Annotated in this window: 12 protein-coding genes; 6 read left to right on the top strand and 6 right to left on the bottom strand. The window is 69.5% G+C overall.

Annotated elements, in window-relative coordinates; all coding sequences use genetic code 11:
* Positions 1–14: 14 nt before the first annotated feature.
* Both ACF8O7_RS18640 and ACF8O7_RS18635 read left to right on the top strand, forming a co-directional pair.
* A complete protein-coding gene (locus ACF8O7_RS18640) occupies positions 15–1,325 on the top strand; it encodes a Fe-S oxidoreductase (protein ID WP_126311586.1) in 1,311 nt (436 codons plus the stop codon).
* 298 nt (positions 1,326–1,623) lie between these two features.
* Positions 1,624–2,622 (top strand): porin, encoded by a 999-nt coding sequence (locus ACF8O7_RS18635; protein ID WP_126311587.1) that lies wholly within the window; start codon positions 1,624–1,626, stop codon positions 2,620–2,622.
* Here ACF8O7_RS18635 and ACF8O7_RS18630 read toward each other — a convergent pair whose 3' ends face one another.
* Together ACF8O7_RS18630 and ACF8O7_RS18625 are read right to left on the bottom strand one after the other, a co-directional pair.
* Positions 2,623–4,275 (bottom strand): methyl-accepting chemotaxis protein, encoded by a 1,653-nt coding sequence (locus ACF8O7_RS18630; protein WP_034365601.1) that lies wholly within the window; start codon positions 4,273–4,275, stop codon positions 2,623–2,625.
* A 671-nt stretch (positions 4,276–4,946) separates the two neighbouring features.
* On the bottom strand, positions 4,947–6,248 hold the full coding sequence (locus ACF8O7_RS18625) for a CaiB/BaiF CoA-transferase family protein (protein WP_126311588.1): 1,302 nt from the start codon (positions 6,246–6,248) through the stop codon (positions 4,947–4,949).
* Positions 6,249–6,408: 160 nt separating this feature from the next.
* Between ACF8O7_RS18625 and ACF8O7_RS18620 the strand changes: the two genes are divergently transcribed.
* Positions 6,409–7,323 carry a LysR family transcriptional regulator gene (locus ACF8O7_RS18620; protein ID WP_012202113.1) on the top strand — a complete coding sequence of 305 codons (915 nt, stop codon included), beginning with the start codon at positions 6,409–6,411 and terminating at the stop codon, positions 7,321–7,323.
* A 36-nt stretch (positions 7,324–7,359) separates the two neighbouring features.
* Here ACF8O7_RS18620 and ACF8O7_RS18615 read toward each other — a convergent pair whose 3' ends face one another.
* From ACF8O7_RS18615 to ACF8O7_RS18600, 4 genes are read right to left on the bottom strand one after another with little or no spacing between them, the layout of a single operon-like run.
* Entirely contained in the window at positions 7,360–7,788 is a 429-nt protein-coding gene (locus ACF8O7_RS18615; RefSeq protein ID WP_017406618.1) for a PaaI family thioesterase, read from the bottom strand.
* A gap of 14 nt (positions 7,789–7,802) precedes the next feature.
* Positions 7,803–8,960 carry an acyl-CoA dehydrogenase family protein gene (locus tag ACF8O7_RS18610; RefSeq protein WP_013800068.1) on the bottom strand — a complete coding sequence of 386 codons (1,158 nt, stop codon included), beginning with the start codon at positions 8,958–8,960 and terminating at the stop codon, positions 7,803–7,805.
* Positions 8,961–8,982: 22 nt separating this feature from the next.
* A complete protein-coding gene (locus ACF8O7_RS18605; protein WP_012202116.1) occupies positions 8,983–10,194 on the bottom strand; it encodes a thiolase in 1,212 nt (403 codons plus the stop codon).
* A complete protein-coding gene (locus ACF8O7_RS18600; RefSeq protein ID WP_034365598.1) occupies positions 10,191–10,595 on the bottom strand; it encodes a Zn-ribbon domain-containing OB-fold protein in 405 nt (134 codons plus the stop codon). Before ACF8O7_RS18600 ends, ACF8O7_RS18605 begins: the two co-directional genes overlap by 4 nt.
* A gap of 366 nt (positions 10,596–10,961) precedes the next feature.
* Between ACF8O7_RS18600 and fmdA the strand changes: the two genes are divergently transcribed.
* The 3 genes from fmdA to ACF8O7_RS18585 all read left to right on the top strand — a co-directional run bounded on the left by fmdA (position 10,962) and on the right by ACF8O7_RS18585 (position 13,731).
* Positions 10,962–12,194 carry a formamidase gene (gene fmdA / locus ACF8O7_RS18595; protein WP_126311589.1) on the top strand — a complete coding sequence of 411 codons (1,233 nt, stop codon included), beginning with the start codon at positions 10,962–10,964 and terminating at the stop codon, positions 12,192–12,194.
* A gap of 17 nt (positions 12,195–12,211) precedes the next feature.
* On the top strand, positions 12,212–12,559 hold the full coding sequence (locus ACF8O7_RS18590) for a zinc ribbon domain-containing protein (RefSeq protein ID WP_126311590.1): 348 nt from the start codon (positions 12,212–12,214) through the stop codon (positions 12,557–12,559).
* 146 nt (positions 12,560–12,705) lie between these two features.
* Positions 12,706–13,731 (top strand): tripartite tricarboxylate transporter substrate binding protein, encoded by a 1,026-nt coding sequence (locus ACF8O7_RS18585; RefSeq protein WP_016450260.1) that lies wholly within the window; start codon positions 12,706–12,708, stop codon positions 13,729–13,731.
* The last annotated feature ends 141 nt before the right edge of the window (positions 13,732–13,872 follow it).

The following is a 13,872-nucleotide window of genomic DNA, read 5'->3' as shown; positions in this document are numbered from 1 at the left end:
GCGGAGCCTCTGACATGAGTTCGCCGCTGCCGCCCGTCCCGTCCCCAGCCGCAGGGCTGCCGCAGCCCGTGGCGGCGCCTGTGCCCGGCCCGGCCGCTGGTGCGCCGGTGGCGCCGGCTTCACCCGCGTCATCCGCCTCACCCTCCGTTCCCGTCACGCCGCCAGCGGCCACGGCCGTGCGCTGGTCGCCCGAGATGCTGCAAAGCCTGCGCCTGCAGGCCTTCGAGCAATTGGTGGCCCAGCTGGCGCGCCAGGTGCAGGCCAGCCCCGGCGCGCCTGCGCCGCAGTGGCCGGCCAGCGGCGTGTCCGAGGCGCTGGGCCGGCTGCTGCAGGCCCTGCTGGCCCAGGTGGGCACCCAGCAGGGCCAGGCCCTGCAATTGCTGGCGGCCCAGCCGGGCTCGGCGGCATTGCTCCAGGCGCTGGCGGCAGGCACGACGGCGCCTGGCGGGCAGGATCCCCGGAGCGCTCCATCGGCCCAGGCCGGACCGCCCATCCCGTCTGCATCGACAACGCCTGCGGCCTCCATGCCGCCCGCCGCTGCCGCAGTGACGCTGGCCGTGGCGGCTGCCAAGGGCAAGGTGATGGATGCGCTGCTGGCCGGATCCGGGCTGGTGCCGCAGGCCGGGGCAGGCATTGCAGGCGGCGCTGCCGGGGGGGCCACACAGACCCTGCCCGCCCTGCAAAGCTGGTGGGTGCAGCAGGGCACGCTGCTGACGCCGCAGGGCGAGCGCGGCTTCACGCTGAGCCTGCAGGTGCCCCAGGCCTGGGCCCAGGCGCAGGGCGCGGCCATGGCGCTGGCGGCCGCATCGGCTTGCGCGCCGGGTGCGGCCCCTTTCACGGCGGCGGCCCTGCCTGCGGGCGCTGCGCTGCCCTTGGCGGGCGCGCAGGCCACGGAGCCGGGCCTGCGCCTGCCGCTGGATGCATCGCTGCAATCGCTGGCCTCGGGGCCGGTGGCCGTGGTGGTGCAGCCGCGTGGCGCCGATGCGCTGCGCACCAGCGCCCTGCTGCTGCTGGAGCTGCAGCCGCTGCGCCAGCCCGGTGGCGCCATGGCATCGCCGGCCGGGCTGGCCTCGGTGGCGTCGCTGTCGCCCGCGTTCGCGCAGGAGGTGCAGCAGATGCTGCAGCAGCGCAACGATCCCTGGCTGCACATGGCGGCGGCCCAGGCTTCGGGCGCCCTGCCGCGCGAGCGCCGGGCCTTCGAGCACCAGTCGCATTTCTGTACCACCGAAGGCTGCCAGTACGAGGGCCGCGCGCCCTGTGCCCAGCCCTTTTGCAGCGAGATGAACCGGCTCTGGGACGTGTCGCGCACCGAGCGCAGCCGCTGAGACCGGCCTTGCGAAACTGACCGGGCCTGACGGTGGCGTGGTCATCGCCGGCCCCTGCTTTCATAATGCCGCCTGTTGCCCGCCACCTGTGCGGTTGACGTCTTTGGCCGGGATGTTTGACGAATGTGCAGCGATCATGCTGCGATCTGCATCCTGGCTGCCTTCAAGTCGCGGCTGGCCACCAGCCCGCCGCGCACCTTTCCAGCCACCCCTGTTGTGGCAGCCCCCGTCGCCGTTCGCGCATGCCCCCGGGCCGCGCCGGTGTTGTGCCATCTTTCATTTCAGGAACCCGTTCAGGATGCGTTGTACCTCCCGCTTGACCCTTGCCTCTCTCGCCATCGCTGCCGCCCTGCCGGTGGCCGCCCAGTCATCTGGCGCCGGCTCCAACGTCACCATCAGTGGCTATCTGGACGCGGGTGTGTTCCGGGATTTCGACAAGACCAGCAAGCTGGGAACGATTCAGCGCAGCAACCTGGCCATTGCCGGCTTCGAAGACCTGGGCGGCGGCCTGAAGACCACCTTCCGCCTGAGCACGCGCTTCGACCTGGACACGGGCCTGACCGAGGACTATCCGAAGAAGCCCTTCTGGCATGACGAGTCCACCGTGGGCCTGCAGGGCAACTGGGGCCACCTGCGCCTGGGCCGCGCGCTCAGCGCCATGTGGAGCCAGGAATGGCAGTTCGATCCCTGGGGCAACTTCAACCGCATCGCCTCGCCGGCCTGGCACATGGCCCACTACCTGACGCCCACCGACCGCGCCAGCAACAACGGCTCGCCCGAATACGGCCGCATGTCCAACGGCGTGTTCTACGACTCGCCCAAGTTCGGCGGCTTTTCCCTGCACCTGAGCGCCTCGCCCGAACGCACCCAGGCGCCCGGCCGCCAGGGCCGTGCGCGCTCGGTATCGGTCAACTACGACCAGGGCGCGGTGGCGGCCATGGTGGCGCACGAGCGCAACGGCAGCGGCGACACCGACCTGTACATGGGCGGCAAGTACCGCATCGGCACGGCAGCGGTGATGCTGGCCTATGACCGCAGCAAGTCGGGCACGCCCGGCACGGGGCCCGACAAGTCGCGCATGGTGTCGCTGGGCGCCACCTACGGCATGGGCGCGACCACGCTCAAGGCCAGCTATGCGCGCCAGCGCCTGGACCGAGACACCAACAACATGCTGTCGCTGGGCGCCGAGTACGCGCTGTCCAAGCGCACCATGCTCTACACCAGCCTGGGACACCAGCGCTACGAGAACCAGAGCTCGCGCACGGCCTTCGGCGTGGGCATGGCCCATTCGTTCTGATCAATGCGCTTCCCAGCGGCCTGACTGGGCTGCGCTGGTGATCCTGGCCAGGTCTGGAGCCGGCATGGGCTGAGGGGTGGCGGGCAGGGCGGTGAGTTCCATGCCGCGCTCCAGCTTGAAGACGCTCACGGCCTGCTGCAGGCCGTAGGCCTGTTCCTGCAGGGACTGTGCTGCTGCGGCGGCTTGCTCGACCAGGGCCGCGTTCTGCTGGGTGACCTGGTCCATCTGGGAGATGGCCTGGTTGATCTGCTCCAGGCCCGCCGTCTGCTCCACGCTGGCAGCGGTGATCTCTCCCATGATGTCGGTCACGTTGCGCACGCTGCTGACGATGTTCTGCATGGTCTGGCCGGCCTGCGCCACCAGGGCCGATCCGGTGCTGACCTTGCCGTTGGAGTCCTCGATGAGGAGCTTGATCTCCTTGGCCGCATCGGCGCAGCGTCGCGCCAGTGCGCGCACCTCGGCCGCCACCACGGCAAAGCCCCGGCCCTGCTCGCCCGCGCGCGCCGCCTCGACGGCGGCGTTGAGCGCGAGGATGTTGGTCTGGAAGGCGATGGCGTCGATCACGCCGATGATGTCGGCGATCTTGCGCGAGGAGGCATGGATGGCGTCCATGGTGTCCACCACCTGGGACACCACCTCGCCGCCTTGCTGGGCGACGGTCGAGGCCGAGGCTGCCAGCTGGTTGGCCTGGCGCGCGTTGTCGGTGTTCTGGCGCACGGTGACGGTGAGCTGCTCCATGGAGGCAGCCGTCTCCTGCAAAGAGCTGGCCTGGTGCTCGGTGCGCAGCGACAGGTCGTTGTTGCCCGAGGCGATCTGGCTGGAGGCCGTGGCGATCGAGTCCGTGCCGTTGCGCACCTGCCTGACGATGTGGATGAGGCTCTGGTCCATGCGGTGCAGCGCGTGCAGCAGCTGGCCTGTTTCGTCGGTGGTAGTGGCCTGGATGCGGCGCGTCAGGTCGCCTTCGGCCACGGCCTGGGCCACGCCCACGGCCTCGATCAGCGGCCGCGCCACGATGCGCGCCAGCGCCAGCGCCAGCGCCAGTCCCAGCGCGATGCTGGCGGCCAGCAGCCCCACCACCCAGGCGCGCGCGCTGCGGTACAGATCATTGGCGTGCCTGTTGGCCTCCTGGCCGGCATCGTGGTCGATCTGCACCATGCGGTCGATCTGGTCGTACAGGCGCCGGCTCAGCTCCAGCGATTCACCCTGCGCCAGCACCAAGGCTTCGTCCTTTCGGCCGTTGCGTGCCAGGGTCATGATCATGGCGTGCTCCCTGGCATATGCGCTGCGCAGCCGGCCCAGCTCGTCGTAGGACGCCCTTTCCTGCTCGGTTTGGATGAAGCTGGCGTAGTTGTCGTAGTTCGTCTGGATCTTGCTCCACAGGTCGCTCATGATGGCGTCGAAGGCCTTGATATCCTGGTCGCTGGTGGAGATCAGGTACTGAAGCTCGTTGGCGCGGTAGCGCGCCGTGGTGGCGCGGATGGTGAGCAGCATGCGCGACGAGGGCATCCAGCGTGTGGCGATGTCGACGGACGCCTGGTTGATCTGGCTGAGCCGCATCACGGCATACAGGCCCACGAAGGTGGTCAGCGCCAGCACGGCCAGGAAGGCCAGCAGCAGCTTGGAGGAGATCTTGAGGTTGCGAAAGGCTTGCATGGCGAAGTTCTGAAGTCGTATCCCTTGAACGGCAAGGGAGCAAAAAAAGGCGTGCAGCAGGGCACACCTGGCCTGCGGTGCAGAGCAAGGTGGAAAGGGATCAACGAAGGCAATGACGAGGGCCGGCGCGTGCGCTCAGGGGGGGAACCAGCCCGAGGTCCGGCAGATGCGGCCCTTGATGCGGGGTCTCATGGCGCAGGCCCTTCCAGGGCGGCAGGACTGCGGCTGGCCATGCGCGGGTCTGATGCAGGGCAGGGGCGGTGGATGCGGAAGATGCCGAGCCGTCCGCCTACACCTTTTGGCGCCCGGACGCCAGCTGCGGCCCGGTGCTTGGCGGCGGCTGCCGCCTTCTGCGCCCAGGTGCTGCGGATGGGTGTCCTAGGGATTTCGGACAGGAAAGAATTGGCTATGTGCATCTGTGGTGGGGATTATTTCCGCACCGCCAGATGATGAGAATGCTTCCTATCTGATTTTCGATAGGACGTGTCCTAAAAGCGGTTTGCGGGCGCGCCACACGGCCGTCCGCACCGTCTTCGAACCGTCTTCGCACCGGCTTTCGCTCCGTCATTTGTGCCGTCATGTGCGCCGGTGCGACGGGCCGGCCCCCAGCCTTCAGGACGTCAAGACAGCCGCGCGACAGCGTGTGCCAGGTGCCTGCCGATGCCGGTCGTTCAGACCACGCCCTGGTCGCGCAAGGCCTGCAGCTGCTGTGCATCCAGGCCCAGGCGCTGGCGCAGCACTTCGTCCGTGTGCTGGCCCAGGGCCGGCGGCGCATGGCGCAGCGTGGTGGGCGTGTCCGACAGGCGCAGCGGGCTGGCCGTGGTCACCACGCGGTTGATGGTCTCGCCGGCAGGCGGCGTGGCGCCCGGGTAGCGTTCCTGCTCCACGCGCAGGCCGCGCGCACGCACCTGCGCATCGTCGAAGGCCTGGCCGATGTGGTTGATGGGGCCGCAGGGCACGGCCTTGTCCTCCAGCAGCGCGATCCACTCGGTCGTGGGCCGGCCGCGCGTGAGTTCGGCCATCAGCGGGATCAGCGCGTCGCGGTGGGTGACGCGGCCGGCATTGGTGGCAAAGCGCTCGTCGCTCGCCCAGTCCGTGCCGGCCGCCTCGCAAAAGCGCGCGAACTGGCCGTCGTTGCCGATGGCCAGCAGCATGCGGCCGTCGGCCGTGGGGAAGTCCTGGTAGGGCACGACGCTGGGATGGGTGTTGCCCTGGCGGCCCGGCACATGGCCGGTGTTCAGGAAGCCCGCGCCCTGGTTGGCCAGCACGGCCATGGCCACGTCCAGCAGGGCCATGTCGATGTGCTGGCCGCGTCCCGTGCGGTGGCGGGCCTCCAGTGCGCCCAGGATGGCCGTGGTGGCATACATGCCCGTGAACAGGTCGATCACGGCCACGCCTACGCGCAGCGGCCCGCCGCCGGGCTCGCTGTCGGCGCGGCCCGTGATGCTCATGAGGCCGCTCATGGCCTGCACCAGCAGGTCGTAGCCGGCGCGCGGCGCATAGGGCCCGGTCTGGCCGAAGCCCGTGACCGAGCAATAGATCAGGCGCGGGTTCAGCGCGCTCAGCGAGGCGTAGTCCAGGCCGTAGCGCTTGAGGCCCCCGGTCTTGAAGTTCTCCACCACCACATCGCTTTGCATGGCCAGCTCGCGGATCAGCCGCTGGCCCTCGGCCGTGGCCATGTCCACGGTGACCGATCGCTTGTTGCGGTTGCAGGCCGCGAAGTACACGGCGTTGTCCGAGGGATTGCCTTGCGCATCGGGAAAGAAGGGCGGGCCCCAGTGGCGCGTGTCGTCGCCCTCGCCGGGCTTTTCGATCTTGATCACGTCGGCCCCCATGTCGGCCAGGTTCTGGGTGCACCAGGGGCCGGCCAGCACGCGCGAGAGGTCGAGCACGCGCAGATGGCCCAGCGCTCCTGCGGTCTGGGTGGCCGTGTTGTGGATGGGGCTGGGGGAGGGGGTTGCTGTGTGGTTCATGGGCTGAGGCGGCTATCCCGGGCAGATGGGCCATGCTACGGCGCGGCGGCCCGCCGTGGCTTCGCATTTGTGAAAGCGCGCGTTCGCGCCCGGCCGGCACTGCGGTTTGTACTGACGCGCAGGGCTCAGCCGGGGCCGCTGCGGCTTTCTACAATGCCGGATGGCCATGCATTTCGATCTTGTGGATCTGCGCCTCATGGTGCACATCGCCGACGCCAACAGCATGACGCGTGGCGCGGAACTTTCCTTCATCTCCCTGCCGGCGGCCAGCACCCGCATCAAGAACCTGGAAGAGAGCATCGGCACCAAGCTGCTGTACCGCACCAGCCAGGGCGTGACGCTGACGCCGCCGGGCCAGGCCTTCGTCACCCATGCGCGCATGGTGCTGGGCCAGATCGAGCACCTGCGCGGCGACATGCAGGAGTACGTGCGCGGCATCAAGGGCCATGTGCGGGTGTTTGCCAACACCACCTCGCTGGGCGAGTTCCTGCCGCCCGTACTGCGCCACTACCTGCGCCGCAATCCCGACGTGAACATCGACCTGCGCGAGCGCCTGTCGCACGACATCGTGCGTGCCGTGACCGAGGGGCAGACCGACATCGGCATCGTCGCCGGCCTGGTGCGCACCGAGAACCTGGAGACCCTGCCCTACCGCCGCGACCGCCTGGTGCTGGTGGTGCCGCGCGGCCATGCGCTCGATGGCGAGATGCAGATGGCCTTTGCCGACACGCTGGACCTGGACCATGTGGGCCTGCACGAATCCAGCGCCATCCACGCCTTCCTGCGCCAGGCCAGCGACCAGCTGCACCGGCCCATCAAGCAGCGCATCCAGGTGGGCAACTTCGAGACGGCCTGCCGCATGATCGAGTCCGGCGTGGGCGTGGGCGTGCTGCCCGAGTCGGCCGCCAGCCGCCATGCGCATTCCATGGACATCGCCATCGTGCCGCTGTCCGATGCCTGGTCGGTGCGCGAGATGCAGATCTGCGTGCGCAGCCTGGAGGCCCTGCCGTCCTTCGCCCAGGAGCTGGTGGAGCTGCTGGTGGCCGACGCACAGGGCCGGCTCACGCTGGAGTAGGGGCCCACCGACGGCTGCCCGCCGACCGCCGCCCGTTCAGTCGGCCTGGGCCGTGCCCCGGTCCAGCGTGGTCGGTGCCAGCCAGTATTTGAAGGTGCCGGTGGCCGTGGCCACCAGCTTTCCGTCTTCATCGAGCAACTGCGCCGCGCAGCTGCACAGGCTGCGGCTGGCGTGCACCACCCAGCCTTCGGCCAGCAGCGCGCCCTTGCCCGGGCGGTGGAAGCGGCTGCTCATCTCCACCGTCACGGCGGTCTGCGATGGCGCACCGGGCAGCTCGCCGGCGGCGCGCGACATCACGGAGTCCAGCAGCGTCATGAGCACGCCGCCGTGCGCGGCGGGCAGCTGGTTGAGCAGTTCCTCGCGCATGTGGGGCAGGCGCACATGGACCTTGCCGGGCGGCGCGGGCACCTGCGAGGCGCCGATCAGCCGCATGAAGGCATTGCGGTCGGGGGGCGGTGCACTCATACGGCTCATGTGGCTCATGCGGCGCGCGCCTCGCGCACCATGTTGCGCGCGATGATGACCTGCTGGATCTGGGTCGTGCCTTCGTACAGGCGGAACAGCCGCACGTCGCGGTAGAAGCGCTCGATGCCGAACTCGGCCAGGTAGCCCGAGCCGCCCAGGATCTGCACGGCCCGGTCGGCCACGCGGCCCACCATCTCGGTGGCGAACATCTTGCAGCACGAGGCCTCGGTGGAGACGTTGCGGCCCTCGTCGCGGCGGCGCGCTGCGTCGATCACCATGCACTCGGCCGCATACAGCTCGGCCTGGCTGTCGGCCAGCATGGCCTGCACCAGCTGGAACTCGCAGATGGGCTGGCCGAACTGCTTGCGCTCGAGCGCATAGTTCAGCGCGTCGCGCAGGATGCGCTGCGCCACGCCCACGCTCACGGCCGCGATGTGGATGCGGCCCTTGTCCAGCACCTTCATGGCGGTCTTGAAGCCCTGGCCTTCCTTCAGGCCGATGAGGTTGGCCGCCGGCACGCGCACGTTGTCGAAGAACACGTCGCAGGTGTGCGCGCCCTTCTGGCCCATCTTCACGTCGTTCTTGCCGAAGCTGATGCCCGGCGACTTCGCATCCACGATGAAGGCCGAGACGCCGCCCGCGCCCTTGTTGGCCGGGTCGGTGCGCGCCATCAGCGTGAACATGCCCGCATGCGGCGCATTGGTGATGAAGCGCTTGTTGCCGTTGACCACGTAGTGGTCCCCGTCCCTGATGGCGGTGGTGCGCAGCGAGGCCGCATCCGAGCCCGCCTCGGGCTCGGTCAGCGCGAACGAGGCCATGATCTCGCCCGTGGCCAGCTTGGGCAGCCAGGCGGCCTGCTGCTCGGGCGTGCCGTCGATGAGGATGCCCTGCGAGCCTATGCCCACGGTCGTGCCGATCACCGAGCGGAAGGCCGGCGCGGTCTGGCACAGCTCGAAGAGCACGCGCACCTCTTCCTCCATGGTCAGCTCCAGCCCGCCGAACTGCTCGGGGATGGTCATGCCGAACAGGCCCAGGTTGCGCATCTCCTGCACGATGGACTCGGGAATCTCGTCGGTCTCGGCCACTTCGTTCTCGGCGGGCACCAGGCGCTCGCGCACAAAGCGGCGCACGCTGTCCAGCAGGGCTTCGAGGGTTTCTTGGTCGCGGATCATTGCGGTGTGCTTCCTGTGCGGTTCAGAGGGTTTCGGCGGTTCCCAGCACCGCCGTGGATTGGCTGGACAGCGTGCCGCCGTTGCCGTGCACCACGGCCGTGCGGTGGCGTCCCAGCTGGCGCTGGCCGGCCTCGCCGCGCAGCTGGCGCACGGCCTCGATCAGCGCAAAGATGCCGTACATGCCCGGGTGCACGCAGGACAGGCCGCCGCCGTTGGTGTTGACGGCCAGCCGCCCGCCGGGCGCGATACCGCCCTTGGACACGAAGGCGCCGCCCTCGCCCTTGGCGCAAAAGCCCAGGTCCTCCAGGAACAGCAGGGTGTTGATGGTGAAGGCGTCGTAGACCTGGGCCATGTCCATGTCGGCCGCGGTGAGCCCGGCCATGGCAAAGGCCTGGGCGCCCGACTGCGCGGCAGCCGTGGTGGTCAGGTCGGGCATGCAGGAGATCTGGCGGTTCCAGATGGCCGTGGCATTGCCCAGCACGTAGACGGGGGGGCGCGGCAGGTCGCGGGCGCGCTCGCCGCGCACCAGCACGATGGCGCCTGCGCCGTCCGTCACCAGGCAGCAGTCGCGCACGCTCAAGGGGCTGGCGATGGGGCGGGCCGAGAGCACGTCCTCGATGGTCAGCGGGTCGCGCATGAAGGCTTCGGGGTTGAGCTGGGCCCAGGCACGCGCGGCCACGGCCACCTCGGCCAGCTGCTCGCGCGTGGTGCCGAACTCGTGCATGTGGCGCGCGGCCGCCAGCGCATAGGCGGTCACGGGCAGCACGGGCTCGTAGGGGAACTCATAGGGCTGCGGGTCCAGGAAACGCCGCGCCGCCTGGCCTTCCTTGCGGCCGAAGGTGGCCGAGCGCTGGGCGCTGCCGTAGCACACCAGCACGGCCTTGCACTGGCCGGCCTCCAGCGCGCGGATGGCGGGCAGCAGGTGGGCGATGAAGCTGCTGCCGCCGATCATCGTGCCGTCCACGTAGGTGGGGTTGATGCCCAGGTGCTCGATCACGGGCATGGTCCACATGCTGGCGTTGACGCTGCAGGTGGCCAGGCCGTCGATGTCCTGCATGGTCAGGCCCGCATCGGCCACGGCCGCATGGGCGGCGCGCACCAGCAGGGTCATGTCGTCCATGCCGGGTGCCTCGCCGCAGCCATAGGTGGCGGCGCCGGCAATGGCCACGCGCCCGCGCAGCGGGCGGTTCACGGCGGCGGCGTCCAGGGTGGATTGGGGGATACGGGCGCTCATGCTGCACCTCCATGGGAAGCCTGTGGAGCCGGTTGCAGCGCGGGCTGGAACAGCACCAGGCCGCGTCCGTCCTTGCTCGCCACATGGGCGCTCACGCGCTGGCCTATGCGCACGTCGGCTGGCGCAATGCCTTCGACGCGGCCCATCATGCGCACGCCTTCGTCCAGGTCGATCAGGGCCACGTTGTAGTCGCCGCCGGCATCGCTCTTGCGTGCGACGGTGCTGGTGGAGTAGACCGTGCCCTGGCCGCTGGCGCGCACCCAGCGCAGCGGGCTGGCGCCGCAGTGCGGGCACAGCTCGCGCGGGGTGAAGACATGGCGCGTGCATTGCGGGCACTGCTGTATGCAGAAACGGCCGGCATCGAGTTCGGCCTGGTAGTGGGTCTGTGCGCTCAGGTGCATGGGCGGTGTTTCCATTCTTTGTGTTCTTGGCGCTGCGCCCGGCGGCATGCAGGGCAGCGGCTGTCCGCCAGCATGCCCGCATCGCGGGGCCGCTTCAATTCGCCAATCTGGAAGGGTGGCTTCACCAGCGCCGGCGTCCGGATGTCAACCCAGGGTTGCTGCCTAGGCGGGCCGGCAGGCACGGCTGCTATGGTGTTTATGCATTCCCGGCCTTTTCTTCATACCCGCCCTGCGCCGCCTGCCGGCGCACCGAGGGCGCGCCGCCGCTTTGGCACGGCGTGGCGCCACAGGAAGGCCGGCAATGGCGTGCCGCACCCCGGCCCGTTCTCCGCTGTCGATCCCCACCCACCCAGGAGGTTTTTGCACATGACGGATACGCTGATCAAGGTGGACCTGAACCGCCCGCCCACCGACAACGAAAGGGTCCACAACCGCTGGCACCCGGACATTCCCATGGCCTGCTGGGTCCAGCCCGGCGACGACTTCATCCTGGAGACCTACGACTGGACCGGCGGCTTCATCAAGAACAACGACAGCGCCGACGATGTGCGCGACATCGACCTGACCACGGTGCACTACCTGTCCGGACCCGTGGGCGTGAAGGGCGCCCAGCCCGGCGACCTGCTGGTGGTGGACCTGCTGGACATCGGCGCCAAGCCCGACAGCCTCTGGGGCTTCAACGGCTTTTTCTCCAAGAACAATGGCGGCGGCTTCCTGACCGACCATTTCCCCTCGGCCCAGAAATCGATCTGGGACTTCAAGGGCATGTTCACCAGCTCGCGCCACATACCAGGCGTGAACTTCCCCGGCCTCATCCATCCCGGCCTCATCGGCTGCCTGCCCGACCGGCCCATGCTGGAGATGTGGAACGAGCGCGAGCGCGCACTCATCGCCACCGACCCCGAACGTGTCCCCGGCCTGGCCAACCCGCCGTCGGCCGGCACGGCCCACATGGGCCAGATGCGCGGCGAAGCGCGCGACAAGGCCGCCGCCGAAGGCGCGCGCACCGTGCCGCCGCGCGAGCATGGCGGCAACTGCGACATCAAGGATCTGTCGCGCGGCGCCAAGGTGTTCTTTCCGGTCTATGTGGACGGCGCCGGCCTGAGCGTGGGCGACCTGCACTTCAGCCAGGGCGATGGCGAGATCACCTTCTGCGGCGCCATCGAGATGGCCGGCTGGGTGCACATGAAGGTCAGCCTCATCAAGGGCGGCATGGCCAAGTACGGCATCAAGAACCCCATCTTCAAGCCCAGCCCCATCACGCCGCGCTATGACGACTACCTGATCTTCGAGGGCATCTCGGTGGACGAGAGCGGCAGGCAGCACTACCTGGATGTCAACGTGGCCTACCGCCAGGCCTGCCTGAACGCCATCGAATACCTGAAGAAGTTCGGCTACAGCGGCGCCCAGGCGTATTCCATCCTGGGCACGGCGCCCGTGCAGGGCCATATCAGCGGCGTGGTGGACGTGCCCAACTCCTGCGCCACGCTGTGGCTGCCCACGGGCATCTTCGACTTCGACATCAACCCCAACGCGGCGGGGCCCGTCGTCCAGTTCGACGGCAGCGTGGACATGCCCCTGTCCCCCGACCTGCGCTGACGCCAAAGAGCCCACCCATGCCCACCTACGACTACGACTGCGCGCAATGCGGCGGCTTCGAGGCCCTGCGGCCGCTGCGCCTGCGCGACGAGCCTGCGGCCTGCCCCGGCTGCGGCACGGCGGCTGGGCGCGTGCTGGCCGCCGCGCCCCGGCTGGCGCTGATGGCCGACGGCACGCGCCGCGCCATGGCCACCAACGAGCGCGCGCGCCACGAGCCCGCCAGCTCGCGCGACTATGACTATGCGCGGCTCAGGCACCCGGCAGGCTGCGGCTGCTGCGGATCGGGGCGGCGCAGCGCCACGGTGACGGCGCCCAACGGCGCGAAGTCCGCGCCCTCGCGGCGGCCCTGGATGATCAGCCACTAGGCTGCATCGGAGTGGACCGCTTCCCAGGGTTTCCACCGCTTGGGAGCCCTGGAAGCGCGCCTTCCACATTCGCGAAACACGGCGCAGGGCGGCTTGCCCAGAATGGGCCGCGCGGCAAGCCGCCGCCCGTTGCCCGGAGTTTCGCCATGCCCCCGTCTTCCTTCCTGCCTTCTGCCACTTCCTCCTTCTCTTCGCGCCGCCGCCGCCTGCTGTCCGCCGGTGGCGCGCTGGCGGCCGGCAGCCTCTTGCCTGCAGTCCGGCCGGCGTTTGCGGCCGATGCCTGGCCCACGCGGCCCGTGCGTTTCATCGTGCCCTTTCCGCCCGGCGGCCCGGTGGACACCACGGCGCGCGCCTTCACCCAGAAGCTGGGCGAGATCTGGCCGCAGCCCTGCATCGTGGACAACCGCGCGGGCGCCGGCGGCATGGTGGGCGCGGCCCTCGCAGCCAAGGAGCCTGCCGACGGCTACACGCTGTTCGTGGGCTCCATCCACCATGCGGTCAACCCGGCGCTGCAGCCGAAGATGACCTACGACATAGAGCGTGACTTCGCGCCCGTGAGCTTTGCCGCCATGTTCCCGGTCTTCCTGGTGGCCCATCCCTCGGTGCCCGCCCGCAACGTGCGCGAGCTGATCGCGCTGGCCAAGTCCGGCAACGGGCTGAGCTTCGGCTCCTCGGGCAATGGCGGCGGCACGCACCTGGCCGGCGAGCTGTTCAACATGCATGCGGGCATCAAGCTGCAGCACATTCCCTACAAGGGCAGCGCGCCGGCCATGAACGACCTGCTGGGTGGCCAGGTGCAGCTGATGTTTGCCGATGCGCCCAGCGCGCTGCAGCACATCAAGTCGGGCCGCATCAAGGTGCTGGGCGTGGCCAGCCGCCAGCGCTCGGCCATGCTGCCCGAGGTGCCCACCATTGCCGAGTCGGGCCTGCCCGAGTACGAGGCCTATTCCTGGGCCGCGCTGTTCGCGCCGGCCCGCACGCCGCCCGCCGTGCTGGCGCGCATCAATGCCGACTTCAACACCGCGCTGCGCGATGCCGCCGTGCGCGAGCGCCTGCTGACGGCCGGCGCCGAGGCCGACCCCGGCACCCAGCAGCAGATGCGCGAGCGCCTGAGCAGCGAGCTGCGCAAATGGGCCCAGGTGGTCAAGGTGGCCGGCATCCAGGCGGACTGAGCACGGCGGCGGGCCGGACTCGGGACAAACCCGGCTTCGCAGCGCTGCAACCCCGCCTTTCGCAATCGCGCATAGGCGGGCCGCTATGGCCTGCTTAGGCTTGCCTTCGGTATCCAGAAAAACAACCCCGAGACAAGGAGA

The organism is Delftia sp. WSY_16 (assembly GCF_043104415.1).
Lineage (GTDB): Bacteria > Pseudomonadota > Gammaproteobacteria > Burkholderiales > Burkholderiaceae_C > Comamonas > Comamonas tsuruhatensis.
This window is presented reverse-complemented; position numbering and strand designations above follow the sequence as displayed.

What these genes read in the sequence shown, in the direction of transcription:
- ACF8O7_RS18640 (WP_126311586.1), top strand. Translation starts at nt 15, where the DNA reads ATGAGTTCGCCGCTGCCGCCCGTCCCGTCCCCAGCCGCAGGGCTGCCG.
- ACF8O7_RS18635 (WP_126311587.1), top strand. Translation starts at nt 1,624, where the DNA reads ATGCGTTGTACCTCCCGCTTGACCCTTGCCTCTCTCGCCATCGCTGCC.
- ACF8O7_RS18630 (WP_034365601.1), bottom strand. Translation starts at nt 4,275, where the DNA reads ATGCAAGCCTTTCGCAACCTCAAGATCTCCTCCAAGCTGCTGCTGGCC.
- ACF8O7_RS18625 (WP_126311588.1), bottom strand. Translation starts at nt 6,248, where the DNA reads ATGAACCACACAGCAACCCCCTCCCCCAGCCCCATCCACAACACGGCC.
- ACF8O7_RS18620 (WP_012202113.1), top strand. Translation starts at nt 6,409, where the DNA reads ATGGCCATGCATTTCGATCTTGTGGATCTGCGCCTCATGGTGCACATC.
- ACF8O7_RS18615 (WP_017406618.1), bottom strand. Translation starts at nt 7,788, where the DNA reads ATGAGTGCACCGCCCCCCGACCGCAATGCCTTCATGCGGCTGATCGGC.
- ACF8O7_RS18610 (WP_013800068.1), bottom strand. Translation starts at nt 8,960, where the DNA reads ATGATCCGCGACCAAGAAACCCTCGAAGCCCTGCTGGACAGCGTGCGC.
- ACF8O7_RS18605 (WP_012202116.1), bottom strand. Translation starts at nt 10,194, where the DNA reads ATGAGCGCCCGTATCCCCCAATCCACCCTGGACGCCGCCGCCGTGAAC.
- ACF8O7_RS18600 (WP_034365598.1), bottom strand. Translation starts at nt 10,595, where the DNA reads ATGCACCTGAGCGCACAGACCCACTACCAGGCCGAACTCGATGCCGGC.
- fmdA (WP_126311589.1), top strand. Translation starts at nt 10,962, where the DNA reads ATGACGGATACGCTGATCAAGGTGGACCTGAACCGCCCGCCCACCGAC.
- ACF8O7_RS18590 (WP_126311590.1), top strand. Translation starts at nt 12,212, where the DNA reads ATGCCCACCTACGACTACGACTGCGCGCAATGCGGCGGCTTCGAGGCC.
- ACF8O7_RS18585 (WP_016450260.1), top strand. Translation starts at nt 12,706, where the DNA reads ATGCCCCCGTCTTCCTTCCTGCCTTCTGCCACTTCCTCCTTCTCTTCG.